Raw genomic sequence first — 25,747 nt, 5'->3', positions numbered from 1 at the left:
ACCTTCACTTAGGCTTTCGTTAATATCTCATATCCATTTTCAGTAATAGCAATGGTATGTTCGAAATGAGCACACATTTTACCATCCACTGTGACAACAGTCCAGTTGTCAGTTAGAGTTTTGACATATCGACTGCCTGCATTCACCATTGGCTCAATTGCCAGTACCATCCCAGGCTTTAATCTTGGACCTTTGTTAGGTGGACCATAATGAGGAATCTGTGGACTCTCATGTAAGTCTTGACCAACTCCATGCCCAACATACTCACGAACAATGGAAAAACCGTTAGCTTCTACATATGTTTGTATCGCGTGAGAGATGTTTGAAAGGCGATCACCTGGCTTTGCTTCTTTTAAGCCAAGAAACAACGACTCTTCAGTTACATCCAACAGCTTTTGTGTGTCTTCATCTATTTTTCCAACAGCATATGTCCAAGCTGAATCTCCATGATAGCCTTTATATTTAGCACCTATATCAATGCTAATAATATCTCCATCTTTTAGAGCACGTTCACTAGGAATACCGTGGACAAGTTCATTATTCACTGAAGCACAGATACTGCCACGAAACCCATTATACCCCTTAAACGAAGGGATTGCACTATGTGCACGAATAAATTTATCGGCAATGTCATCCAATTCCTTTGTGGTGATGCCAGGAACAATATATTTTTGCAACTCTTGGTGGGTTAATGCAACAATTCTGCCCGCTTCTCTCATTATTTCTAATTCACGAGGGGTTTTACATATGATCATGCATGAAAGCCCCCAACTAGCTTCACGATATCTTCAAAAACAAGGTTGATATCTTTTTGTCCGTCTAGTTCTTTTAAATAACCCTTTTCTTGATAGAAATCAAGTAGAGGTTGTGTTTGTTTAGTATAAACAGATAATCGGTTTTCAACTGTTTCTTCATTGTCATCAGCGCGTTGATAAAGTTCACCTTCACAACGATCGCATACTCCATCTTTAGTTGGTGGATTGAAAACAAGATGATAAGTTGCACCGCAATTTTTACAAATACGTCTACCAGTTAAACGTCCCATTAGCACACTGTTATCAACCTTAATGTTAATGACAAAGTCAATGGTCTTATTTAAACTTGATAGAATTTCTTCAAGTGCTTCTGCTTGGGCTACTGTACGTGGAAATCCGTCTAGTAAAAACCCTTTCTCACAATCAGGTTTTGCTAGTCTTTCCCGAACAATACCAATGGTTACTTCATCAGGAACTAGCTCGCCTTTGTCAATAAATGACTTTGCTACTAGACCTAACTCCGTTTCATCTTTCATTGCAGCTCGGAACATATCACCTGTAGAAATATGAGGAATTCCGTATTTTTCAACAATCTTTTCGGCTTGTGTGCCTTTTCCTGCCCCTGGAGGACCCATTAAAAGGATATTCACCAAATTCCTCCTCAGTTTTATATTGGTTTTAGGAACATATGTCCCTAAAACCAAATCACTATTTAATAAAACCTTTATAATGACGTTTTACTAGCTGAGCTTCCAGTTGCTTCATTGTTTCAAGTGCAACACCTACTACAATCAACAAGCTTGTTCCGCCTATTTGAGCTGATTGTGGTAAACCTGCAAACTTGATAAAGAATACCGGAAGAATGGAAATCACTGCAAGGAAGATCGCGCCCACGAAAGTTAAACGATATAACACGCGAGTTAAATATTCCTGCGTTTTTATACCCGGGCGAATGCCAGGGATATAACCGCCTTGTTTTTGCAAGTTTTCAGCCATTTGCTCTGGATTAACTTGAATAAAGGCGTAAAAATATGTGAAAGCAATAATGAGAGCCACATAAATTGTCATTCCAATTGGTTCAGTGTAATCAAAAATATACTGAATCGTATCCGTTACATCACTCTGACCAAAGAAAGTTGTAATTGTCTGTGGAGTAATAATAAACGAAATAGCGAAGATTACTGGAATTACTCCAGCAGCATTCACTTTTAATGGTAAATGAGTCGACTGACCCCCTACCGGATTACGATTAACTAGTCGTTTTGCATATTGAATCGGAATTTTTCGTAATGCCTGCTGAATGAAGATAACCGCAACAACTAATACGATAACAGCAAGAAGAATTAATCCTAGCATAACGATACGTAAGAATAATTGATCTCCTGCCCCTTCAATTTGCTGAGCATATATTTGATTCACAGCATTAGGAATAGCAGCAACAATCCCAGCAAAAATGATAATGGAAATACCATTACCAACACCTTTAGCTGTTATTTGTTCCCCTAACCACATTAAGAAAGCAGTTCCTGCAGTTAATACAAGAGCTATCAGTAAATAGGTCCCAATGCTCTGATTCTGAATTAAAACTCCACCATACAAACGATTAAAACCGTAAGACATACCGATTGCTTGGAGAAAACCAAGTGCAATCGTAAAATAGCGAGTGAATTGTGTTAATTTACGACGACCAACATCACCTTGCTTGGACCATTCAGTAAATTTAGGTACAACATCCATTTGTAACAATTGAACAATAATCGATGCTGTAATATAAGGCATTATTCCCATTGCGAACAATGAGAAGTTCTGCAATGCTCCACCGCCAAAAGTATTCAAAAAGTCGAGAAGTCCTGGTTGATCATTTAGCTTCAGGACTTGTGCATCAACTCCTGGTACAGGAATAAATGTACCGATACGAAAGACAACTAACATTAGTAGGGTGAAAATTATCTTTCTTCTTATATCACCCACGCGCATAAAATTGGAGATTGTCTGAAACATTAAATCACCTCTACTTGGCCACCAGCGGCTTCAATTGCTTCTTTAGCAGCTGAAGAAAATTTGTGTGCTTTTACTGTAAGCTTTCTTTCAACAGAACCTTTTGCAAGAACTTTAATTCCAGCTTTTTCATTGCTTACAACACCAGTTTCAATTAGAAGTTCTGGAGTCACTTCAGTACCTTCTTCAAATCGATTTAATGTGTCAAGATTTACGATTGCGTATTCTTTACGGTTGATGTTAGTGAATCCTCGTTTTGGTAAACGACGGAATAAAGGAGTTTGACCACCTTCGAAACCAGGACGTACACCTCCGCCAGAACGTGCATTTTGACCTTTGTGTCCCTTACCAGCAGTTTTCCCATTACCTGTGGCAATACCACGACCAACACGTTTACGCTCTTTACGTGAACCTTCATTAGGTTTTAACTCATGTAGTTTCATGTCTGCACCTCCTTGTTTAAGAAAAGTGTTTTCTTATAGTTCTTTTACAGTTACTAAGTGAGCAACTTTGTTAATCATTCCGCGAATAGCAGCATTATCTTGCTGTTCAACTGTTTGGTTAACTTTACGCAAACCAAGAGCCTTAACTGTTTCGCGTTGATCTTGTGGACGTCCGATTACACTGCGAGTAAGGGTAATTGCTAATTTGTTTGCCATTTTAGTTCCCCCCTTATCCTAACAGTTCTTCTACTGATTTACCACGTAATTTGGCTACGTCTTCAGCACGTTTTAGTTGAGTAAGTCCGTTAATTGTTGCACGAACCATGTTAATTGGAGTGTTTGATCCTAAAGATTTTGAAAGGATGTCAGCAACACCAGCTAACTCAAGTACCGCACGAACTGGACCACCAGCGATAACTCCTGTACCGGCAGAAGCAGGTTTTAGTAGGATGTTTCCAGCACCAAATTCTCCGATAACTTGGTGAGGAATAGTAGCTCCTACCATTGGTACTTCAATAAGGTTTTTCTTTGCATCTTCGATAGCTTTACGGATTGCATCAGGTACTTCCTGAGCTTTACCTGTTCCAAAGCCAACGTGACCGTTCTTATCTCCAACTACTACAAGAGCAGTGAAGCGGAAACGACGTCCACCTTTAACAACTTTAGCTACACGGTTTACCGTAACTACGCGTTCTTCAAGTTCAAGTTTGTTTGGATCAATGCGACGCATCTGATATGTCCCTCCTTTAACTATTAAAATTCTAGACCGTTTTCACGAGCAGCATCTGCTAATGCTTTTACACGGCCATGATATAGATATCCACCACGGTCAAATACAACTGAAGTGAAACCTTTTTCTTTTGCACGCTTTGCAACTAATTCTCCAACTTTTACAGCAGCCTCAAGGTTGCCAGTTGAATCATTATTTAGTTCTTTATCAAGAGTAGATGCACTTACTAAAGTTACACCGTTCGTGTCATTGATAAGTTGTGCGTAAATATGTTTGCTAGAACGGAAGATGTTTAAGCGAGGACGCGCTTCTGTTCCTGTAATTTTTGCACGTACACGCGCATGACGCTTCTTACGTGTTTTATTTTTATCAGGTTTCGTAATCACCTACGGTCACTCCTTTCTTTACCTAAGCGGCATTATTTACCTGTTTTACCCTCTTTACGACGAACATACTCACCTTCGTAACGAATTCCTTTACCTTTATAAGGCTCTGGAGGACGTACTTGACGGATGTTAGCAGCAAGAGCACCAACACGCTCCTTGTCAGTACCTTTTACGATAACTTTAGTGTTAGAAGGAACCTCGATTTCAATACCCTTTTCTGGCTCCATCTCAACTGGGTGAGAATATCCTACGTTTAGGATTAGATTCTTTCCTTGCTTTTGAGCACGATAACCAACCCCGATTAGTTCTAAAGACTTTTCAAAGCCTTTAGAAACTCCTTCAACCATGTTAGCGATTAAAGCACGAGTAGTTCCGTGTAAAGCACGGTGTTCTTTATTGTCAGAAGGACGAGTAACGTTGACAACGTTGCCCTCAAGTTCAACTTTCATGTCCTGGTTAAATGTACGAGACAATTCCCCTTTAGGACCTTTAACAGTTACAGTATTTGCTTCGATCGTTACTGTAACACCAGCTGGTACTTCTACCGGTTTTTTACCTACACGAGACATTAGTGTGCACCTCCATTCATGTCAATATATATTACCAAACGTAAGCTAGTACTTCTCCGCCTACTTGTTTCGCACGAGCTTCTTTATCAGTAAGAACTCCGTTTGAAGTAGACACAAGAGCAATACCTAAACCGTTTAATACTTTTGGTACTTCATTAGATTTAGCATAAACACGTAAGCCTGGTTTACTGATACGCTTAAGTCCAGTAATTACACGCTCGTTGTTTGCTCCGTATTTTAAGAAAATGCGGATTATGCCTTGTTTATTATCTTCGATATACTCTACGTCACGTACAAAACCTTCACGTTTTAAAATCTCAGCGATTTCTTTCTTTAGGTTTGAAGCAGGCACTTCTAGCTTCTCGTGACGAACCATGTTCGCATTACGAACGCGAGTAAGCATATCTGCAATTGGATCTGTCATAGTCATTATAATTTACCTCCTTCCCAAATTCGGGTTTTACCAGCTTGCTTTTTTAACGCCAGGAATTTGACCCTTGTACGCAAGTTCACGGAAACAAATACGGCAAAGTTTGAATTTGCGAATGACAGAATGTGGACGACCACAACGTTCGCAACGAGTATAAGCTTGAACAGCAAACTTTGGTTCACGCTTTTGTTTCGCAATCATTGATTTTTTAGCCACGTTTTCGCCTCCCTTATTTAGCGATTACTTTTGGAATGGCATTCCGATTTGTGTTAATAATTCACGAGCTTCTTCATCAGAGTTAGCAGTAGTTACGATAACAATATCCATACCGCGTACTTTTGATACTTGATCATAATCAATCTCTGGGAAGATTAATTGCTCTTTTACTCCTAGTGTGTAGTTACCACGACCGTCGAATGCTTTTTTAGAAACACCACGGAAGTCACGTACACGTGGAAGTGATACAGAAATTAATTTATCTAGGAATTCGAACATACGCTCACCGCGAAGAGTAACTTTTGCTCCGATTGGCATACCTTCACGTAGACGGAATCCTGCAATTGATTTTTTCGCTTTTGTTATAACTGGTTTTTGTCCAGTAATTGTAGCTAGTTCTTCAACAGCTACGTCTAAAACCTTAGAGTTAGATACAGCGTCACCAACACCCATGTTGACAACAATTTTTTCGATTTTCGGTACTTCCATTACAGAAGAATAGTTGAACTTGCTCACTAGAGCAGGTGTGATTTCACTTTGGTATTTAGCTTTTAGGCGGTTCATCTAGCGTACCTCCCTTCTTTTTTAGAACTATTTATCTAGAACTTCACCTGATTTTTTTGCAACACGCACTTTTTTACCATCTTCTACTTTATAACCTACACGAGTTGGCTCGTTAGATTTAGGATCTAATGGCATTACATTTGATACGTGAATCGGTGCCTCATGGCTAATGATTCCACCTTGTGGATTCGCTTGAGAAGGCTTAGCGTGTTTTTTCACGATATTAATACCTTCAACAAGGACACGGTCCTTTTTAGGGAAAGCAGCTAGTACAGAACCAGTCTTTCCTTTATCTTTTCCCGTTATCACCATTACTTTATCGCCTTTTTTAACATGCATTTTGTCGCACCTCCTTGAATGGCGCCATAATTTATATCGATTAAAGTACTTCTGGAGCTAATGATACGATCTTCATAAAGTTGTTTTCACGTAATTCACGTGCAACTGGTCCAAAGATACGTGTACCACGTGGGCTCTTATCATCACGAATAATTACACAAGCATTTTCATCAAAGCTAATATAAGTACCGTCTTTACGACGAGCTCCACTCTTAGTACGAACAACAACGGCTCTTACAACTTCACCTTTTTTAACAACGCCACCTGGTGTTGCTTGTTTTACAGTACATACAATAACATCACCAATATTAGCTGTTTTACGTCCAGATCCGCCTAGAACTTTAATTGTTAATACTTCACGAGCACCAGAATTATCAGCAACTTTTAAACGTGTTTCTTGTTGAATCACTTAGGTTACCTCCCTTCGGAATGAAAAATCGTCCGAACATATAGTAATTAGATAATAACCGCTTTTTCTACAACTTCTACTAAACGGAAACGTTTTGTTGAAGATAGTGGGCGAGTTTCCATAATACGAACAATATCGCCTACTTTAGCTTCATTCATCTCATCATGAGCTTTGAATTTTTTAGAGTATTTTACGCGTTTGCCGTAAAGTGAGTGTTTTTTGTAAGTTTCTACAAGTACAGTAACTGTTTTATCCATTTTGTCTGAAACAACACGACCTGTATAAACTTTACGTTGGTTGCGTTCACTCATTCTGCAAACCTCCTCTCAATTATCGATTGTTAACGCCGATCTCTCTTTCACGGATTACAGTTTTCATACGAGCGATCGCTTTGCGTACTTCACGAATGCGAGCTGTATTTTCAAGCTGACCTGTCGCAAGTTGGAAGCGAAGGTTAAAAAGCTCTTCTTTCAGTGATTTTACTTTTTGTTCAATTTCAGCAGTGGTTAGATCACGAATTTCATTAGCTTTCATTTGATTCACCACCAATTTCTTCTCGTTTAACAAACTTACATTTTACAGGAAGTTTGTGAGATGCAAGTCGAAGAGCTTCACGAGCCACCTCTTCAGGAACACCAGCAATTTCAAACATAACTTTTCCAGGCTTCACTACTGCAACCCATCCTTCTGGAGCACCTTTACCAGAACCCATTCGGACTTCAAGTGGTTTTGCAGTATATGGCTTATGAGGGAAAATTTTAATCCAAACTTTACCGCCACGTTTCATGTAACGTGTCATCGCGATACGAGCAGCTTCGATTTGACGGTTTGTGATCCAAGAAGCTTCTGTAGCTTGTAGACCGTATTCACCGAAACTAACTTCAGTGCCGCCTTTTGCATTCCCACGCATCTTTCCACGATGTTGACGACGGTATTTCACGCGTTTAGGTAATAACATGATTATTTTCCTCCTTCCTCGGATTTCTTCTTAACTGGAAGGACCTCTCCACGATAGATCCATACTTTTACGCCTAGCTTACCGTAAGTAGTATCTGCTTCTTCATGAGCATAGTCAATGTCAGCGCGAAGTGTGTGTAGTGGAACAGTACCTTCACTGTATGATTCAGCACGTGCAATATCTGCACCGCCAAGACGTCCAGAAACTTGTGTTTTAATTCCTTTTGCACCTGCACGCATCGCACGTTGGATGGATTGCTTTTGTGCACGACGGAATGATACACGATTTTCTAATTGACGAGCAATATTTTCAGCAACTAATTTAGCATCTAAATCAGCTTTTTTAATTTCTACGATATTAATGTGGACACGTTTGCTTGTTAGGCCGTTTAACGCTTTACGTAAAGCTTCAACTTCCGTACCACCTTTACCGATAACCATACCAGGTTTAGCTGTATGAACTGTAATGTTAATGCGGTTTGCTGCACGCTCGATTTCTACTTTAGAAACTGATGCGTCTGATAAGCGTTTCGCAATATACTCACGAACTTTTAGGTCTTCGTGTAGAAGTTCTGCATAGTCTTTTCCTGCGTACCATTTCGAATCCCAATCACGGATAACGCCGATACGCAAACCGACTGGATTTACTTTTTGACCCACGAATTATCCCTCCTTTTTTTCTGATACCACTAGTGTAATGTGGCTTGTGCGTTTATTAATTTGGCTTGCACGACCCATCGCACGTGGGCGGAAGCGTTTCATTGTAGGACCTTCGTCTACAAACACTTCTGAAACAACTAGGTTGTTTACGTCCATATCATAGTTATGCTCTGCATTTGCGATAGCAGAATTTAAAACCTTTTCTACAACTGGAGAAGCAGCTTTTGGTGTATGACGTAGGATGGCAACCGCTTCACCTACTTGCTTACCTCGGATAAGATCTACTACTAAACGTACCTTACGAGGAGCAATACGAACTGTTCTCGCAACAGCTTTTGCTTGCATTAGGATACCCTCCTCTCAATTAGCGTCTTGTTTTCTTATCATCAGCAGCATGGCCTTTGTAAGTACGAGATGGTGCAAATTCACCAAGCTTGTGACCTACCATATCTTCTGTGATGTATACAGGTACATGTTTGCGTCCATCATATACGGCAATAGTATGACCGATAAATGTTGGGAAGATCGTTGAACGACGAGACCAAGTTTTTACAACTTGTTTCTTTTCCGTTTCGTTTAAGTTCTCGATCTTTTTCATTAAATGATCATCAACAAAAGGTCCTTTTTTTAAGCTACGACCCATGTCTGAACCTCCCTTCGCGATTGTTCTACGGTTCTATCAGTGAACCGTAGGTCAACCCCGTTATTTTTTACGACGACGTACAATGAACTTGTCGGATTTGTTGTTCTTCTTACGTGTTTTGTATCCAAGAGTTGGTTTACCCCATGGAGACATTGGTGATTTACGACCGATTGGTGCGCGTCCTTCACCACCACCGTGTGGGTGATCGTTAGGGTTCATTACAGATCCACGAACAGTTGGGCGCTTACCTAACCAACGAGAACGACCTGCTTTACCAATTTTAATTAGTTCATGCTGTTCATTTCCAACCTGACCGATAGTTGCACGGCAAGTTGCAAGAATCATGCGAACTTCTCCTGAGTTTAAACGTACAAGTACGTATTTACCTTCTTTACCTAAAACTTGTGCTGAAGTTCCAGCAGAACGGACCAATTGTCCACCTTTACCAGGTTTCAACTCAATATTGTGGATAATTGAACCCACAGGGATGTTTGCTAATGGTAACGCATTACCTGCTTTAATATCAGCTTCAGGTCCAGACATAACTTCTTGACCTACCACTAAATTTTTAGGAGCTAGGATGTAGCGCTTTTCTCCATCTGCATAATTGATTAGTGCAATGTTTGCAGAACGGTTTGGATCATATTCGATTGTGGCAACGCGTCCTGGTATACCATCTTTATCACGCTTAAAGTCGATAATACGGTATTGACGCTTGTGGCCGCCACCTTGATGACGAACGGTTAACTTACCTTGATTGTTACGGCCGCCCTTATTATGAATAGGAGCTAGTAATGATTTTTCTGGAGTTGAAGTTGTGATCTCCGCAAAATCAGAAGCTGTCATATTACGACGTCCGTTTGAGGTAGGTTTATACTTTTTAATCGCCATGTGTTTTCCCTCCTCTACTTAATTGTTAGCTTACGCCTCAAAAAATTCAATTTCTTTACTATCTGCTGTTAACGTTACGATTGCTTTACGACGCTTATTCGTATACCCAGCATGTTTACCCATACGCTTGAACTTACCTTTGTAGTTCATGATGTTAACTTTCGCAACAGTTACGCCAAAGATTTCTTCGACAGCATCTTTAACTTGCGTTTTGTTAACAACTGTATTCACTTCAAATGTGTACTTCTTCTCTGCCATTAAATCAGTTGAACGTTCAGTAATAACGGGGCGCTTAATGATATCGCGTGCATCCATTATGCAAGCACCTCCTCTACTTTTTCAACCGCTGCTTTTGTCATAATTAATTGATCATGACCTAAAACATCAAGAACAGTAACTCCTTCTGAAGTAACAACAGTTACACCAGGGATATTACGTGCAGAAAGTGCTACATTCTCATCTAATTCATCTGTTACAACTAACACCTTTTTGTTTATAGATAAATTTTTAAGAATAGCTACAAATTCTTTTGTTTTTGGTGATTCAAAAGCAAGGGCTTCTAGAACTAAAATGTTTTCTTCTGCAACTTTAGTAGAAAGAGCAGATTTAATCGCTAAACGACGAACTTTTTTCGGTAGTTTGTAACTGTAACTACGTGGTGTTGGACCGAAGACAACTCCACCTCCGCGCCATTGTGGGGAACGAATAGATCCCTGACGAGCACGTCCAGTACCTTTTTGACGCCATGGTTTACGACCGCCGCCTGCTACTTCTGAACGATTTTTTACATTGTGGTTTCCTTGACGTAAGGAAGCTCTTTGCATGATAACTGTTTCAAACAAAACAGCTTCATTTGGCTCAATACCAAATACAGAATCATTTAATTCTACCTCTCCAACTTGAGAGCCAGTTTGGTTAAGTAATGCTACTTTCGGCATTCTTATTTCCTCCTTTCCTAAGAAGTTCTATTAGTTTGATTTGATTGCAGTTTTAACTGTTAATAGTGCTTTTTTAGCTCCAGGTACGTTACCTTTTACTAAAAGAAGGTTGCGTTCTTCGTCTACCTTTACGATTTCAAGATTTTGAACCGTAATTTGTTCTCCACCCATGCGTCCTGGTAATAATTTACCTTTGAATACGCGGTTTGGATCAACAGGTCCCATAGAACCTGGGCGACGGTGGTAACGAGAACCGTGAGACATTGGTCCGCGAGATTGTCCGTGGCGTTTAATTGCACCTTGGAAACCTTTACCTTTAGAGATACCAGTAACATCTACTAGTTCGCCTTCTGCAAAAATATTAACTTTGACTTCTTGACCAACTTCGAAATCGTCCATGTTAACTCCGCGAATTTCGCGTAAGAAGCGCTTAGGAGCAGTTTCTGCTTTAGCGACATGGCCTTTTTCTGGTTTATTAGCTAACTTTTCACGTTTATCTTCAAAACCTAACTGTACAGCATTGTAACCATCTGTTTCATCAGTCTTCTTTTGAAGAACAACGTTTTGAGAAGCTTCAATTACAGTTACCGGAATGAGATCACCGTTTTCAGCGAAAACTTGAGTCATACCGATTTTTCTTCCTAAGATTCCTTTGGTCATGAGTCACACCTCCTGAAATATAATGTTTATAGATTAAAGTTTGATTTCGATATCTACACCTGACGGTAAGTCTAATCTCATTAATGCATCTACTGTTTGTGGAGTAGGATTAACGATGTCGATTAAACGTTTATGCGTACGCATCTCGAACTGCTCACGAGAATCTTTGTATTTATGAACCGCACGTAAAATAGTGTAAACAGATTTTTCTGTAGGTAACGGGATTGGACCAGATACCGAAGCACCAGAACGCTTAGCTGTTTCTACAATTTTCTCTGCAGACTGATCAAGAATTCTGTGATCATACGCTTTTAAACGGATACGAATTTTTTGTTTTGCCATTATTTTCCCTCCTTTTTTCGCCTATTTTATATAGACATTCTCCATGGAAATTTCCCACACACTCGCCATGGCAAAGCGGCCGGGTGTGTCAGCAACCTTCCACTTCATCGCAGTCAAAGACCAACATTGTCTATTATACATAAGAATATAGGCATTTGCAAGCATTTTTGCAAACCCAACTATCTTTTGCACACTCCTACTATTATACATAGGTGAGTCTATTGAATCAAGTAGAATCGATAAGTCTAATAATTATAAATATATAAGTTTACTTAGTAGTAACCAAATGTTTATCAACGTCATTTAATTAGTAATGAAAAATTAACACCATCAAGAAACTACTTCAAAACTAATAAAAAAACAGGTGATCTAAGATCACCTGTTTTAAAAGTACTAATTACTTTTCAATTGTTGCTACGACTCCAGCACCTACAGTACGTCCACCCTCACGGATAGAGAACTTAGTTCCTTCTTCGATAGCGATTGGAGAGATAAGTTCAACAGTCATCTCAACGTTATCTCCTGGCATAACCATTTCTACACCTTCAGGAAGGTTACAGATACCAGTTACATCCGTAGTACGGAAGTAGAATTGTGGGCGGTAGTTAGAGAAGAATGGAGTGTGACGTCCACCTTCTTCTTTAGATAAAACATAAACTTCTGCTTTGAAGTTAGTGTGTGGAGTGATCGTACCTGGCTTTGCAAGTACTTGTCCACGGTTGATATCTTCACGAGAAACCCCACGAAGAAGAGCACCAATGTTATCTCCAGCTTCAGCATAGTCAAGAAGTTTACGGAACATTTCAACACCAGTTACTGTTGTAGTCGCAGCTTCGTCAGCAAGACCAATGATTTCGATAGTGTCTCCAACTTTTACTTGACCACGGTCAACACGACCAGTAGCAACTGTTCCACGTCCAGTGATTGAGAATACATCCTCAACTGGCATCATGAATGGTTTTTCTGTGTCACGCTCTGGAGTAGGGATGTACTCATCAACAGCGCTCATAAGTTCAAGAATTTTTTCTTCCCACTCAGCTTCTCCTTCAAGAGCTTTAAGAGCAGAACCTTTTACTACAGGTACGTCATCACCAGGGAAGTCGTACTCAGATAGAAGATCACGAACTTCCATTTCTACTAGTTCAAGTAGCTCTTCGTCATCAACCATGTCACATTTGTTTAAGAATACAACTAGGTATGGAACACCTACTTGACGAGAAAGAAGGATGTGCTCACGTGTTTGTGGCATTGGGCCATCAGCAGCAGATACTACTAGGATAGCTCCGTCCATTTGTGCAGCACCAGTGATCATGTTTTTAACGTAGTCAGCATGTCCTGGGCAGTCAACGTGTGCATAGTGACGAGTTTCAGTTTCATACTCAACGTGTGCTGTTGAGATTGTAATTCCACGCTCACGCTCTTCTGGAGCAGCGTCGATTTGGTCGTATGCCATTGCAGCACCTTCACCAGATTGCTTAGCAAGAACAGTTGTGATAGCAGCTGTTAATGTAGTTTTACCGTGGTCAACGTGACCGATTGTACCGATATTCGCATGTGTTTTGGAACGATCGAATTTTTCCTTAGCCATTAGGAAATCCTCCTTCGGATGATTAAGTATTTTAAAATATATTTTAGATCTAGAAGATAGCATTACGCTACCCTCTAGACTAACATAACTTACAATAGTAGTTATACTTGATTAAAGGCAATAATTCAATTATTCACCTTTATTTTTTTTAATAATCTCTTCTGAGATTGATTTTGGAACTTCTTCGTAATGGTCAAAATGCATAGAGTATGTTCCACGTCCTTGAGTGTTAGAACGTAAAGAAGTAGCATACCCAAACATTTCAGATAGTGGAACGAACGCTTTTACAACTTGTGCATTTCCGCGAGCTTCCATACCTTCAACGCGACCACGACGTGAAGTTACGTCACCCATGATATCCCCTAGATATTCTTCAGGAATAACTACTTCAACCTTCATTAAAGGCTCAAGAATTACAGGGTTACATTTTGAAACAGCATTTTTAAGTGCCATAGATGCTGCAATTTTGAAGGCCATTTCAGATGAATCGACATCATGATATGAACCATCATATAGCTTCGCCTTAACGTCAATTAGAGGATAACCAGCAAGAACACCATTATCCATCGCATCTTCAAGACCTGCTTGAACCGCTGGAATATATTCACGAGGAACTACCCCACCGACAATGGCATTTTCGAATTCGAATCCTTTACCTTCTTCATTAGGTGAGAATTCGATCCAAACGTGACCAAATTGTCCACGACCACCGGATTGACGAGCAAATTTACCCTCAACTTGTGCAGATGCACGGAATGTTTCACGATAGGAAACTTGAGGAGCACCTACATTTGCTTCTACTTTAAACTCACGACGCATACGATCTACAATAATATCAAGGTGAAGCTCACCCATTCCAGCAATAATTACTTGACCTGTTTCTTGGTCAGTATGCGCACGGAAAGTTGGATCTTCTTCTTGAAGTTTTTGTAGTGCTGTTGTCATTTTATCTTGGTCAGCTTTTGATTTAGGCTCAACAGATAATGAGATAACAGGCTCTGGGAATTCCATAGACTCTAGAATTACTAGATTCTTTTCCTCACATAGAGTATCACCAGTAGTTGTATCTTTTAGACCTACAGCAGCAGCGATATCCCCAGCGTATACTTGTGAAATCTCTTCACGGCTATTAGCATGCATTTGTAGAATACGACCTACACGCTCACGCTTACCTTTAGTAGAGTTTTTCACGTAAGAACCAGAGTTTAATACTCCTGAGTATACACGGAAGAACGTTAACTTACCAACATAAGGGTCTGTCATTACCTTAAATGCTAGAGCAGAGAATGGTGCGTCGTCAGAAGACGGACGTGTTACCTCTTCGTCTGTATCAGGTACAATTCCCTTAATTGCTTCAACATCAGTTGGAGCTGGAAGGTAATCAATAACTGCATCTAACATTGGTTGTACACCTTTATTTTTGAAAGCAGAACCACAAATTACTGGGTAGAATTCTACAGATAAAGTAGCTTTACGAATTGCAGCTTTAAGTTCATCAGTAGAGATTTCTTCTCCACCAAGATACTTTTCCATTAGATCTTCATCTAAATCAGCTACAGCTTCGATTAGCTTTTCGCGATATTCGTCTGCTTGGTCTTGGTACTCAGCAGGAATGTCACGAACTTCAATATCAGTTCCAAGATCATTACCGTAGAATGTAGCCTTCATTTCAACTAGGTCAATAATCGCTTCGAAATCATCCTCTGCTCCAATTGGTAGTTGAATAGCTGCTGCATTTGCTTGTAAACGATCGTGTAAAGTTGATAAAGAATATATGAAGTCTGCACCAATCTTATCCATTTTGTTAACGAATACGATACGTGGTACTCCATAAGTTGTAGCTTGACGCCAAACCGTCTCTGTTTGAGGCTCAACTCCAGATTGAGCATCAAGTACAGCAACTGCTCCATCAAGTACACGTAGAGAACGCTCAACTTCAACTGTGAAGTCTACGTGTCCTGGTGTATCAATGATGTTTACACGGTGGTCATTCCATTGAGCTGTTGTTGCAGCAGAAGTGATTGTAATACCACGTTCTTGCTCTTGCTCCATCCAGTCCATTTGAGAAGCACCTTCGTGAGTTTCACCAATCTTGTGGATACGACCTGTGTAATAAAGAACACGCTCAGTCGTTGTAGTTTTACCAGCATCAATGTGAGCCATGATACCGATATTACGAGTCTTTTCTAAGGAGAACTCTCTTGTCATCTGGTCTTTCTCCTTCCTATAATAAATATTTTTTAAAAGGAAAAGCTTATATTACCAACGGTAGTGTGCAAACGCTCTGTTTGCTTCTGCCATTTTATGTGTATCTTCACGCTTCTTAACAGAAGCACCCGTGTTATTCGCAGCATCTAAGATTTCGTTAGCTAAGCGTTCAACCATAGTCTTCTCACCACGAAGACGAGAATAGTTTACTAACCAACGTAGTCCAAGTGTTGAACGGCGATCAGGGCGCACCTCAACAGGTACTTGGTAGTTTGCTCCACCAACACGGCGAGCTCTTACCTCAAGTACAGGCATGATGTTTTTTAGTGCTTGATCAAATACTTCCATAGGCTCTTTTCCTGAACGCTCTTGAATTGTATCAAATGCAGCGTATAGAATTTTTTGAGCTTTACCTCTCTTACCATCTTCCATGATTTTGTTGATAAGACGAGTTACAAGTTTTGAATTATAAATCGGATCTGGTAATACATCTCTTTTTGCTACAGGTCCTTTACGTGGCATGTCTTTTTCCTCCTTTCAGCGATGCTGTTAACTAGCTGTTATGGTTAATTTATTTTTTTGCTGGTTTTGGACGCTTAGTACCGTATTTTGAACGGCCTTGCATACGATTTTCAACCGCTGCTGTATCAAGCGCTCCACGAACGATGTGATAACGTACCCCTGGTAAATCCTTTACACGTCCACCGCGAATAAGTACTACGCTGTGTTCTTGTAAGTTGTGTCCAATACCAGGAATATAAGCATTTACCTCAATACCATTCGTTAAACGAACACGAGCATATTTACGTAAAGCTGAGTTCGGTTTTTTCGGTGTCATAGTCCCAACACGCGTACAAACACCACGTTTTTGAGGTGCAGATACGTCTGTTTGCGCTTTTTTGAAGCTGTTATAACCTTTGTTAAGCGCTGGAGACTTAGATTTACTTGATTTAGACTGACGAGGTTTGCGTACTAATTGGTTAATAGTTGGCATGAAAATTTCCTCCCTTCATTTATGTTAAGCCCACACATCCAGGTGGTTCATTATTGGGTAAAAACAAAGTCTTTGCGAGTACCTCTTACTCACAAAAACCTAATTAATAAATGATAGCAACAGTTACAGCTCCTACTTCAATTCCACAAGCTCTACCGAGCTTTTTCATAGAATCTACAGTAAGAATTGGTACTTTCATTTCTGTAGCTATTTCTAAGACTTTAGCAGTAATCCTAGGATCTGCATCTTTTGCAATAACCACTTCATTAGCCATACCATTTTTAATAGCCTTCACTGTCTGCTTTGTTCCTACAATGACACTTTTCGCCTGTGTTACTTTTTCATAAGACATTTAACATCCTCCAAAGTGACAGGGTAAAGAATAGGAGCAACCTTGAATATATTATCATCTTAAATCCACTATGTCAACAAGTGAAATTAAGAAATTTCAGGTGCGTTGTGCGAACACAACGCACCTGTTTAGATTACTCTACAGTCAGTGTTTCTTCAATTTCTTCATTTAAAACAGGTTCAGACTTTCTATACCTCTGCATTCCTGTACCAGCTGGTACAAGTTTACCTATAATAACATTCTCTTTAAGACCTAGTAATTCGTCACGCTTTCCTTTAATTGCTGCATCCGTTAAAACACGAGTCGTTTCTTGGAAAGAGGCTGCAGATAAGAAAGAGTCCGTTTCAAGAGAGGCTTTAGTAATACCCAACAGAACAGGTCGTCCTGTTGCTGGTGTATTTCCAGCCTTTAACGCCTTTCTATTTGCATCGGTAAATTGGTGAATATCCAATAATGTTCCAGGAAGAACATCCGTTTCGCCTGCATTGATAACACGTACTTTACGAAGCATTTGACGTACCATTACTTCTACGTGCTTATCTCCAATTTCTACCCCTTGCATACGGTATACCTTTTGCACTTCAAGAAGTAAATATTCTTGAACAGAATTCACATCACGAATTTTTAGTAATTCTTTTGGATCAATTGAACCTTCTGTCAGAACTTGACCTTTTGTAATCTCCGAATTAACAGCTACTTTCAATCTTGCCGTATATGGAGCGGTATAGGTTCTTGTTTCAACATCACCTTGAATCACAATTTCTTGTTGGCGATCACGAATTTCATTAATCGCTGTCACAACACCACTTATTTCTGAAATTACAGCTTGACCTTTCGGATTACGCGCTTCAAATAGCTCTTGAATACGAGGTAAACCTTGAGTAATATCATCACCCGCAACTCCACCTGTATGGAATGTACGCATTGTAAGCTGAGTTCCTGGCTCACCAATTGATTGAGCTGCAATAATACCTACTGCTTCTCCCACTTCAACTTTTTGTCCAGTTGCTAAGTTTACACCATAACATTTTTCACATACTCCGTGGCGTGTGTTACATGTAAAGGCAGAACGAATCCAAACTGATTCTATTCCAGCGTTGACAATCTGGAAGGCAAGGTCTTCTGTAATTAAGCCGTTTTCTTCCACAATGACAGCCTGTGTTTCAGGATGTTTAATTGTTTTTCTAGAATATCGGCCAATAAGACGTTCTTCAAGAGGTTCAATAATTTCTGTTCCTTCTTTCAGAGAGGCTACATGTAAACCTCTGTCCGTTCCACAATCTTCTTCACGCACGATAACATCTTGCGCTACATCTACTAAACGACGAGTAAGGTAACCAGAGTCAGCTGTTTTCAGTGCTGTATCGGCAAGACCTTTACGTGCTCCGTGAGTAGAAATAAAGTATTCTAGTACTGTTAACCCTTCACGGAAACTAGATTTGATTGGCAACTCAATAATTCGACCAGCTGGGTTGGCCATCAGACCGCGCATTCCAGCGAGTTGGGTAAAGTTAGACGCATTACCACGAGCTCCTGAATCACTCATCATGAAGATTGGGTTAGAAAGATCTAGCGTTTTCATTAGTTTCCCTTGGATCGTATCTTTCGCTTCACTCCAAACGGAAATGACCCGATCATAACGTTCCTCTTCGGTAATTAATCCACGTCTAAACTGTTTCATTACATTGTCAACTTTATTCTGTGCTTCAGCAAGAATTTGTTGTTTTTCCGCCAATACGACGATATCGGAAACACCAACTGTAATACCAGCTTTAGTAGAATATTTGAATCCTAAGTCTTTCATTCGGTCAAGCATTTTTGATGTTTCTGTAATATGGAAACGCTTAAAGACCTCAGCAATGATATTACCTAGAATTTTCTTTTTAAAAGGTGCAATCAATTCTTGAGCGGAGATATGTTCGCTCACGTTTTCTGTTGGTTCAACAAAGTATTTACTCGGTGTTTCTTTTTCAAGATTCTCTTTTGTTGGTTCATTTATATACGGGAAGGTTTCTGGAAGAATCTCATTAAAGATTAATTTACCAACCGTCGTAATTAACAGTTGATTATTTTGTTTTTCAGTAAACGTTTGATTGTTTAATGACTTTGCATTAATAGCCACACGTGTATGAAGATGAACATACCCATTTTGGTAAGCTAATAATGCTTCATTTGTGTCTTTAAATATAGTCCCTTCACCGATTGCTCCAGCACGTTCCATTGTTAAATAATAGTTCCCCAAAACCATATCCTGTGATGGTGTAACAACAGGTTTTCCATCTTTAGGATTAAGAATGTTTTGAGCTGCAAGCATTAACATCCTTGCTTCAGCTTGCGCTTCAGCTGACAATGGTACGTGAACAGCCATTTGGTCTCCATCAAAGTCAGCATTATAAGCTGTACACACAAGAGGGTGAAGACGAATTGCTCTTCCTTCTACTAGTCTAGGCTCAAACGCTTGAATCCCTAGTCTATGAAGTGTCGGAGCACGGTTTAATAATACTGGATGCTCTTTAATCACTTGCTCTAAAACATCCCATACTTCTGGTTGTACACGCTCAATTTTTCGTTTAGCACTCTTAATGTTATGAGCGAGACCCTTTTCTACTAATTCTTTCATTACAAATGGCTTAAAGAGCTCAAGTGCCATTTCCTTTGGTAATCCACATTGATACATCTTCAGGTTCGGTCCTACTACAATTACGGAACGACCAGAATAGTCAACACGTTTACCTAATAGGTTTTGACGGAAACGACCTTGTTTTCCTTTTAGCATATGTGAAAGAGATTTCAACGGACGATTACCAGGACCTGTAACAGGGCGTCCACGACGACCATTATCAATTAAGGCATCAACAGCTTCCTGTAACATACGTTTTTCATTCTGAACAATAATGCTTGGCGCTCCAAGGTCTAATAAACGCTTTAAACGATTATTTCGGTTGATAACTCGACGATATAAATCATTCAAATCGGAAGTAGCGAAACGACCTCCGTCTAACTGCACCATTGGGCGAAGCTCAGGTGGGATAACAGGAAGAACATCTAGAATCATCCAGTCTGGATCGTTGCCAGAGTTACGGAAAGATTCAACTACCTCAAGTCGTTTAATCGCACGGGTACGACGTTGTCCTTGAGCTGTTTTCAATTCTTCTTTTAACATTTCTGCTTCTTTATCTAAATCGATGTCTTGTAAAAGCTTTTTAATTGCTTCTGCACCCATAGCAGCTTGGAATTTCACACCATACTTCTCACGATAAGCACGATACTCTTTTTCTGAAAGTAACTGCTTTTTCTCTAACGCCGTATCGCCTGACTCTGTTACTACATAAGAAGCGAAGTAAATGACTTCCTCCAAGGAGCGAGGGGACATGTCAAGAACAAGTCCCATTCTACTTGGAATTCCTTTGAAGTACCAGATGTGTGATACAGGAGCCGCAAGCTCAATGTGACCCATTCGTTCACGACGAACTTTTGCACGAGTTACCTCTACTCCACAACGATCACAAACTACACCTTTGTAACGGACACGTTTGTATTTTCCACAGTGACATTCCCAATCTTTCGTTGGGCCAAAGATGCGTTCACAGAACAAACCGTCTTTTTCCGGCTTTAACGTACGGTAATTAATTGTTTCTGGTTTCTTTACTTCTCCATACGACCAAGACCTTATCTTATCAGGTGAAGCAAGACCAATTTTCATGTACTCAAAGTTATTTACATCTAGCAAGGGGCCGACCTCCCTTTTAATCTCAGGTTTTAACCCTTATGACCTAAAATTAGTGAGTCTTATTCTTGAGACCCAACTTTTTCAGCTTCTGATTCATTTTTTTCAGCAATATTTAAAGTGTCTGCTTGATGAACGTCATCTTCATCTTCCAGATCACGCATTTCTATTTCTTGATCATCGCTCGATAGAATCTTTACATCCATACCTAAGCTTTGTAGTTCTTTAATTAATACTTTGAACGATTCTGGTACACCTGGTTCAGGGACATTTTCACCTTTTACGATCGCTTCATAAGTTTTCACACGACCGACAACATCATCCGACTTTACTGTCAAGATTTCTTGTAATGTATATGCCGCACCATAGGCTTCTAATGCCCAAACTTCCATCTCACCGAAACGTTGACCACCAAATTGAGCCTTACCTCCAAGTGGTTGTTGTGTAACAAGTGAATAAGGACCTGTAGAACGCGCGTGAAGTTTATCATCAACCATATGTGCTAGTTTAATCATATACATGATTCCAACAGATACACGGTTGTCAAACGGTTCACCCGTTCTTCCATCGTATAGGATCGTTTTTGCATCACGAGCCATACCAGCTTCTTCAATCGTACCCCAAACATCTTCTTCGCGTGCTCCATCAAATACTGGAGATGCCACATGAATGCCAAGGTATCGAGCTGCCATACCTAAATGAAGCTCTAATACTTGACCGATGTTCATACGTGATGGTACCCCTAGTGGGTTAAGCATTATATCAATTGGCGTTCCATCTGGTAAGTAAGGCATGTCTTCCTCAGGAAGAATCCTTGAGATAACCCCTTTGTTACCATGTCGTCCTGCCATCTTATCCCCTTCAGAGATTTTTCTCTTTTGAACGATATAAACGCGTACGAGTTGATTTACTCCCGGTGGAAGTTCATCCCCATCTTCACGATTAAATACCTTTACATCAAGAACAATTCCGCCGCCACCATGTGGCACTCGAAGCGATGTATCACGAACTTCACGAGCTTTTTCTCCAAAAATCGCATGTAAGAGACGCTCTTCTGCAGTTAACTCCGTTACACCTTTTGGCGTAACTTTACCAACTAACAAGTCACCATCTTTTACTTCTGCACCGATTCGGATTATTCCTCGTTCATCCAAATTACGAAGAGCATCCTCTCCGACATTTGGAATGTCTCTAGTAATTTCTTCTGGTCCAAGCTTAGTATCACGAGATTCTGATTCATATTCTTCTATATGAATTGATGTATATACATCATCTTTTACAAGGCGCTCACTCATAATAATAGCATCCTCGTAGTTATATCCATCCCATGTCATAAAGCCAACCATTACGTTACGCCCAAGCGCAAGTTCACCTTTTTCCATAGAAGGTCCATCTCCTAAGATTTCCCCTTTAGTAACTCGGTTACCTTCGCTTACAATTGGACGCTGGTTATAACAAGTTCCTTGATTGGAACGAATAAATTTTTGCATTTTGTATTTATCGATGTCACCTTGTACCTCTTTGCCATCAACATTGATAATACGACGAACCCAAACTTCTTTGGCTTCAACACGTTCAACAATTCCTTCGTGTTTACAAATAACAGCAGCACCAGAATCTTTAGCTGAAACATGCTCCATTCCTGTCCCAACAATTGGTGATTCAGGTTGCATTAACGGAACTGCTTGACGTTGCATGTTCGCTCCCATTAGCGCACGGTTGGAGTCATCATTTTCTAAGAAAGGGATACACGCTGTAGCAGCTGATACGACTTGCTTTGGTGAAACGTCCATATAATCAACACGTTCACGCATAACAACTGTATTTTCTCCACGGAAACGAGCTACAACTTCCTCATCTAGGAAAGAGCCATCGTCTCCTAATCGAGCATTTGCTTGTGCTACTACGTAATTATCCTCTTCATCTGCTGTTAAATAATCAATTCGGCCCGTAACCTTACCTGTATCTGGATCTACTCTGCGGTAAGGTGTTTCAATAAAACCGAAACGATTCACTTTAGCGAATGATGAAAGTGAGTTAATTAAACCAATGTTCGGTCCCTCAGGAGTTTCAATCGGACACATACGGCCATAGTGGGAATAGTGAACATCACGAACTTCAAATCCTGCACGTTCACGAGTTAATCCACCAGGTCCAAGAGCAGACAACCGTCGTTTATGAGTAAGTTCTGCTAGTGGGTTTGTTTGGTCCATGAATTGAGATAATTGTGAGCTACCAAAGAACTCTTTTATAGAAGCAATCACCGGTCTAATATTAATTAATTGCTGTGGTGTTATCGTTGCTGTATCCTGAATGGACATTCTTTCACGAACAACTCTCTCCATACGTGATAAACCAATACGGAATTGATTTTGTAAGAGTTCACCAACAGAACGTAGGCGTCGATTACCTAAATGATCAATATCATCAGTATCCCCTACACCATGAAGTAAATCAAAGAAGTAGCTAATAGACGCAATAATATCGGAAGCTGTAATATGCTTAACCTCTTCTTCTACGTATGCATTACTAATAACATTAATTGCTTTTTCTCCATCTTCATTCGGTGCGTAAATCTTAATCGTTTGTAATTGAATATCATCTTCGATGACACCACCTACTTGACGGTGTGCAGAGATATTAATACCTTTTTCTAAATAAGGGAGAATTTTGTCTAGTGTACGACGATCAAGCGTTACTCCCTCTTCTGCTATAATTTCTCCAGTTTCTGGATCAGCAAGTGTTTCGGCTAATACTTGACCAAATAAGCGATTTTTAATATGAAGCTTTTTGTTCATTTTGTAGCGTCCAACATTTGCTAAATCATAGCGCTTCGGATCAAAAAAGCGAGAAACTAATAAACTCTTGGCGTTTTCTACTGTAGGTGGTTCACCTGGACGTAGACGCTCATAAATTTCAAGTAACGCTTTCTCAATACTCTCCGTGTTGTCTTTTTCTAAAGTGTTTCGGATGTACTCATTATCACCAATTAAATCGATGATTTCTTGATCAGAGCCAAATCCTAGTGCACGCAATAGTACTGTTACAGGTAGTTTACGAGTTCGATCAATACGAACATAAACTACATCTTTTGCGTCTGTTTCATACTCTAACCAAGCACCACGGTTTGGAATTACAGTCGCTGTGAAACCTTTCTTTCCGTTCTTATCTACTTTACCGCTATAGTAGACACTTGGAGAACGTACTAACTGAGAAACGATTACACGCTCAGCACCATTAATAACAAACGTTCCCGTTTCCGTCATTAATGGGAAGTCACCCATAAATACATCTTGGTCCTTCACTTCTCCGGTTTCTTTGTTTACAAGACGAACTTTCACACGCAACGGCGCAGAATATGTAACGTCTCTTTCTTTCGATTCGTCCACCGGATATTTTGGCTCTCCTAAGCTATAATCAATAAACTCAAGAGATAGGTTACCAGTGAAATCTTCGATTGGCGAAATGTCATGAAACATTTCTCTCAATCCCTCATCAAGAAACCATTGATAAGATGAAGTTTGAATTTCAATTAAGTTTGGCAATTCTAGTACTTCACTGATACGCGCAAAACTTCTGCGTTGGCGGTGTCGTCCATACTGAACAAGTTGACCTGTCAACTGATTCACCCCTCAAATCAAGCGTTTTGGTTGCGTCTATCATGTCTTATCTTAGGACAGAGATCCTATCACAAGACAAAAAGAAAAAGGGTTTTAATCCAAAAAACCTCAATTTCCACATGACGAGCTATTATTTTATTATTTTTTCCAAAACATCCAACAAATATACATGAAGGCATATTACCGGATGTTAATAATTTTGCATTTTATAATATTATCATAGCAACTATGAGGCGTCAATGTTTTTGTGCTTTTAATATATAATAGCCTTTTTTCTTCATTACGACCTCAACATCACCGAAAAGCTCCTTCATTTTACTTTGCGCAGAAGGCGCTCCTTGTTTCTTTTGTATGACTACCCACAATTCTCCACCTTTGACAAGATGGTCATAGCTTTGAGTTAATATCGAATGCACAACATCCTTCCCAGCGCGAATTGGCGGGTTTGTTAAAATTGCCGCAAACGACTCCTCAACCGATTGCAATGTGTCACTTTCATAAATGCGGGTATTATGCACACCATTCTTTTCAGCATTTAGCGCTGCTAGTGAAAGAGCTCTTTCATTTACATCAATCATATGCACGGTTAAATTCTCATAACTTTTAGCCAACGAAATGCCTATCGGACCATATCCACAACCCACATCTAGAAGGTTCCCTACTACTTCTGGAACTTGAAATGTTTCAATAAGTAAACGAGATCCAAAATCCACTTCGTTTTTAGAAAAAACTCCTTGATCTGTTTTGAAATGAAAAATATTATTTCTTAGCTCAAAATCCCAATATGTTGGGTTACTATCAACGTTAGGTGTACGGGAGAAATAATGATCCGTCATCATGACCCTCCTACAAAAATGAATAGTAGATTTCTTATGAATAATTATTCTTATAGTATATTCTAAATTTAAAGAATAAAAGTGAAAAAAAGCTCGCTTAAACAGCGAGCTTTTTACCAGTTAACATTACTTAACTTCTACACCAGCGCCAACTTCTTCAAGTTTAGCTTTAAGTTCTTCAGCTTCCTCTTTAGAAATACCTTCTTTAAGTGCTTTTGGAGTGTTATCAACAAGTTCTTTCGCTTCTTTAAGACCAAGGCCTGTGATTTCGCGAACTGCTTTGATAACTTTGATTTTTGAAGATCCAGCACTTTCAAGGATAACATCAAATTCAGTTTTCTCAGCTGCAGCGTCTCCACCAGCAGCTCCACCCATAACAGCTACAGGTGCTGCAGCAGTTACTCCAAATTCTTCTTCGATTGCTTTTACTAAGTCGTTCAGTTCAAGAACTGTCATTTCTTTAATTACATCAATGATTTGCTCTTTAGTCAT

The 25,747-nt window shown here is 39.8% G+C and carries 34 protein-coding genes; all 34 read right to left on the bottom strand.

Annotated elements, in window-relative coordinates; translation table 11 throughout:
• Positions 1-8: 8 nt before the first annotated feature.
• The gene (gene map / locus WAK64_RS19385) at positions 9-755 is read right to left on the bottom strand and encodes a type I methionyl aminopeptidase (protein WP_336588656.1); all 747 of its coding nucleotides are present in this window, start codon (positions 753-755) and stop codon (positions 9-11) included.
• Complete coding sequence (locus WAK64_RS19380; RefSeq protein ID WP_336588655.1) at positions 752-1,405, bottom strand: adenylate kinase; 654 nt, start codon at positions 1,403-1,405, stop codon at positions 752-754. Before WAK64_RS19380 ends, map begins: the two co-directional genes overlap by 4 nt.
• A 58-nt stretch (positions 1,406-1,463) precedes the next feature.
• The gene (secY, locus tag WAK64_RS19375; RefSeq protein WP_336588654.1) at positions 1,464-2,756 is read right to left on the bottom strand and encodes a preprotein translocase subunit SecY; all 1,293 of its coding nucleotides are present in this window, start codon (positions 2,754-2,756) and stop codon (positions 1,464-1,466) included.
• Positions 2,756-3,196, bottom strand: coding sequence for a 50S ribosomal protein L15 (gene rplO, locus WAK64_RS19370; RefSeq protein ID WP_336588653.1), 441 nt, complete (start codon positions 3,194-3,196; stop codon positions 2,756-2,758). Before rplO ends, secY begins: the two co-directional genes overlap by 1 nt.
• Positions 3,197-3,229: 33 nt before the next feature.
• Positions 3,230-3,412, bottom strand: a complete 183-nt coding sequence (gene rpmD, locus WAK64_RS19365) for a 50S ribosomal protein L30 (protein ID WP_336588652.1) — start codon at positions 3,410-3,412, stop codon at positions 3,230-3,232.
• A 13-nt stretch (positions 3,413-3,425) separates the two neighbouring features.
• Positions 3,426-3,926 carry a 30S ribosomal protein S5 gene (gene rpsE, locus WAK64_RS19360; protein WP_336588651.1) on the bottom strand — a complete coding sequence of 167 codons (501 nt, stop codon included), beginning with the start codon at positions 3,924-3,926 and terminating at the stop codon, positions 3,426-3,428.
• Positions 3,927-3,949: 23 nt separating this feature from the next.
• On the bottom strand, positions 3,950-4,312 hold the full coding sequence (rplR, locus tag WAK64_RS19355) for a 50S ribosomal protein L18 (protein ID WP_336588650.1): 363 nt from the start codon (positions 4,310-4,312) through the stop codon (positions 3,950-3,952).
• 32 nt (positions 4,313-4,344) lie between these two features.
• Positions 4,345-4,881: a 50S ribosomal protein L6 gene (gene rplF / locus WAK64_RS19350; RefSeq protein ID WP_336588649.1), complete on the bottom strand. Its 537-nt coding sequence runs from the start codon at positions 4,879-4,881 to the stop codon at positions 4,345-4,347.
• 31 nt (positions 4,882-4,912) lie between these two features.
• A complete protein-coding gene (gene rpsH, locus WAK64_RS19345; protein ID WP_336588648.1) occupies positions 4,913-5,311 on the bottom strand; it encodes a 30S ribosomal protein S8 in 399 nt (132 codons plus the stop codon).
• A gap of 30 nt (positions 5,312-5,341) precedes the next feature.
• Positions 5,342-5,527, bottom strand: a complete 186-nt coding sequence (locus WAK64_RS19340; RefSeq protein ID WP_007474803.1) for a type Z 30S ribosomal protein S14 — start codon at positions 5,525-5,527, stop codon at positions 5,342-5,344.
• A 24-nt stretch (positions 5,528-5,551) separates the two neighbouring features.
• Positions 5,552-6,091, bottom strand: coding sequence for a 50S ribosomal protein L5 (rplE, locus tag WAK64_RS19335; protein WP_336588647.1), 540 nt, complete (start codon positions 6,089-6,091; stop codon positions 5,552-5,554).
• Between the two features lie 27 nt (positions 6,092-6,118).
• Entirely contained in the window at positions 6,119-6,430 is a 312-nt protein-coding gene (gene rplX / locus WAK64_RS19330; RefSeq protein ID WP_336588646.1) for a 50S ribosomal protein L24, read from the bottom strand.
• 40 nt (positions 6,431-6,470) lie between these two features.
• Complete coding sequence (gene rplN, locus WAK64_RS19325; protein ID WP_336588645.1) at positions 6,471-6,839, bottom strand: 50S ribosomal protein L14; 369 nt, start codon at positions 6,837-6,839, stop codon at positions 6,471-6,473.
• Positions 6,840-6,886: 47 nt separating this feature from the next.
• Positions 6,887-7,150 (bottom strand): 30S ribosomal protein S17, encoded by a 264-nt coding sequence (rpsQ, locus tag WAK64_RS19320; RefSeq protein ID WP_336588644.1) that lies wholly within the window; start codon positions 7,148-7,150, stop codon positions 6,887-6,889.
• A gap of 19 nt (positions 7,151-7,169) precedes the next feature.
• Positions 7,170-7,373, bottom strand: a complete 204-nt coding sequence (rpmC, locus tag WAK64_RS19315) for a 50S ribosomal protein L29 (RefSeq protein WP_003351417.1) — start codon at positions 7,371-7,373, stop codon at positions 7,170-7,172.
• Entirely contained in the window at positions 7,363-7,797 is a 435-nt protein-coding gene (gene rplP, locus WAK64_RS19310) for a 50S ribosomal protein L16 (RefSeq protein WP_336588643.1), read from the bottom strand. The genes rpmC and rplP overlap by 11 nt, the downstream gene beginning before the upstream one ends.
• Before the next feature lie 2 nt (positions 7,798-7,799).
• Positions 7,800-8,456, bottom strand: coding sequence for a 30S ribosomal protein S3 (rpsC, locus tag WAK64_RS19305; RefSeq protein ID WP_336588642.1), 657 nt, complete (start codon positions 8,454-8,456; stop codon positions 7,800-7,802).
• 3 nt (positions 8,457-8,459) lie between these two features.
• Positions 8,460-8,801 (bottom strand): 50S ribosomal protein L22, encoded by a 342-nt coding sequence (gene rplV / locus WAK64_RS19300; RefSeq protein ID WP_336588641.1) that lies wholly within the window; start codon positions 8,799-8,801, stop codon positions 8,460-8,462.
• Positions 8,802-8,820: 19 nt separating this feature from the next.
• On the bottom strand, positions 8,821-9,099 hold the full coding sequence (rpsS, locus tag WAK64_RS19295) for a 30S ribosomal protein S19 (RefSeq protein WP_336588640.1): 279 nt from the start codon (positions 9,097-9,099) through the stop codon (positions 8,821-8,823).
• A gap of 60 nt (positions 9,100-9,159) precedes the next feature.
• Positions 9,160-9,990 (bottom strand): 50S ribosomal protein L2, encoded by an 831-nt coding sequence (gene rplB, locus WAK64_RS19290; protein ID WP_336588639.1) that lies wholly within the window; start codon positions 9,988-9,990, stop codon positions 9,160-9,162.
• 30 nt (positions 9,991-10,020) lie between these two features.
• Entirely contained in the window at positions 10,021-10,305 is a 285-nt protein-coding gene (gene rplW / locus WAK64_RS19285) for a 50S ribosomal protein L23 (protein ID WP_336588638.1), read from the bottom strand.
• Positions 10,305-10,928: a 50S ribosomal protein L4 gene (gene rplD / locus WAK64_RS19280; RefSeq protein ID WP_336588637.1), complete on the bottom strand. Its 624-nt coding sequence runs from the start codon at positions 10,926-10,928 to the stop codon at positions 10,305-10,307. The genes rplW and rplD overlap by 1 nt, the downstream gene beginning before the upstream one ends.
• Positions 10,929-10,958: 30 nt before the next feature.
• On the bottom strand, positions 10,959-11,588 hold the full coding sequence (gene rplC / locus WAK64_RS19275) for a 50S ribosomal protein L3 (RefSeq protein ID WP_336588636.1): 630 nt from the start codon (positions 11,586-11,588) through the stop codon (positions 10,959-10,961).
• A 33-nt stretch (positions 11,589-11,621) separates the two neighbouring features.
• Entirely contained in the window at positions 11,622-11,930 is a 309-nt protein-coding gene (gene rpsJ, locus WAK64_RS19270) for a 30S ribosomal protein S10 (RefSeq protein ID WP_003156464.1), read from the bottom strand.
• 21 nt (positions 11,931-11,951) lie between these two features.
• Positions 11,952-12,122, bottom strand: coding sequence for a hypothetical protein (locus tag WAK64_RS19265; RefSeq protein WP_336588635.1), 171 nt, complete (start codon positions 12,120-12,122; stop codon positions 11,952-11,954).
• Positions 12,123-12,327: 205 nt separating this feature from the next.
• Positions 12,328-13,518, bottom strand: coding sequence for an elongation factor Tu (gene tuf / locus WAK64_RS19260; protein WP_336588634.1), 1,191 nt, complete (start codon positions 13,516-13,518; stop codon positions 12,328-12,330).
• Between the two features lie 129 nt (positions 13,519-13,647).
• A complete protein-coding gene (gene fusA, locus WAK64_RS19255) occupies positions 13,648-15,726 on the bottom strand; it encodes an elongation factor G (RefSeq protein ID WP_336588633.1) in 2,079 nt (692 codons plus the stop codon).
• Between the two features lie 51 nt (positions 15,727-15,777).
• A complete protein-coding gene (rpsG, locus tag WAK64_RS19250; RefSeq protein ID WP_336588632.1) occupies positions 15,778-16,248 on the bottom strand; it encodes a 30S ribosomal protein S7 in 471 nt (156 codons plus the stop codon).
• A gap of 49 nt (positions 16,249-16,297) precedes the next feature.
• Entirely contained in the window at positions 16,298-16,720 is a 423-nt protein-coding gene (rpsL, locus tag WAK64_RS19245) for a 30S ribosomal protein S12 (protein ID WP_336588631.1), read from the bottom strand.
• Positions 16,721-16,823: 103 nt separating this feature from the next.
• The gene (locus WAK64_RS19240; RefSeq protein ID WP_336588630.1) at positions 16,824-17,072 is read right to left on the bottom strand and encodes a 50S ribosomal protein L7ae-like protein; all 249 of its coding nucleotides are present in this window, start codon (positions 17,070-17,072) and stop codon (positions 16,824-16,826) included.
• A gap of 133 nt (positions 17,073-17,205) precedes the next feature.
• On the bottom strand, positions 17,206-20,802 hold the full coding sequence (gene rpoC, locus WAK64_RS19235) for a DNA-directed RNA polymerase subunit beta' (protein ID WP_336588629.1): 3,597 nt from the start codon (positions 20,800-20,802) through the stop codon (positions 17,206-17,208).
• A gap of 59 nt (positions 20,803-20,861) precedes the next feature.
• Positions 20,862-24,419: a DNA-directed RNA polymerase subunit beta gene (gene rpoB / locus WAK64_RS19230; RefSeq protein ID WP_336588628.1), complete on the bottom strand. Its 3,558-nt coding sequence runs from the start codon at positions 24,417-24,419 to the stop codon at positions 20,862-20,864.
• 236 nt (positions 24,420-24,655) lie between these two features.
• Positions 24,656-25,255 carry a class I SAM-dependent methyltransferase gene (locus WAK64_RS19225; protein ID WP_336588676.1) on the bottom strand — a complete coding sequence of 200 codons (600 nt, stop codon included), beginning with the start codon at positions 25,253-25,255 and terminating at the stop codon, positions 24,656-24,658.
• Positions 25,256-25,381: 126 nt separating this feature from the next.
• Entirely contained in the window at positions 25,382-25,747 is a 366-nt protein-coding gene (gene rplL / locus WAK64_RS19220) for a 50S ribosomal protein L7/L12 (RefSeq protein ID WP_336588627.1), read from the bottom strand.

Source organism: Bacillus spongiae (assembly GCF_037120725.1).
Classification (GTDB): Bacteria; Bacillota; Bacilli; order Bacillales; family Bacillaceae_K; genus Bacillus_CI; species Bacillus_CI spongiae.
Note: the sequence above shows the minus strand (reverse complement) of the source record. Positions and strands in the feature narration are given on the sequence as shown.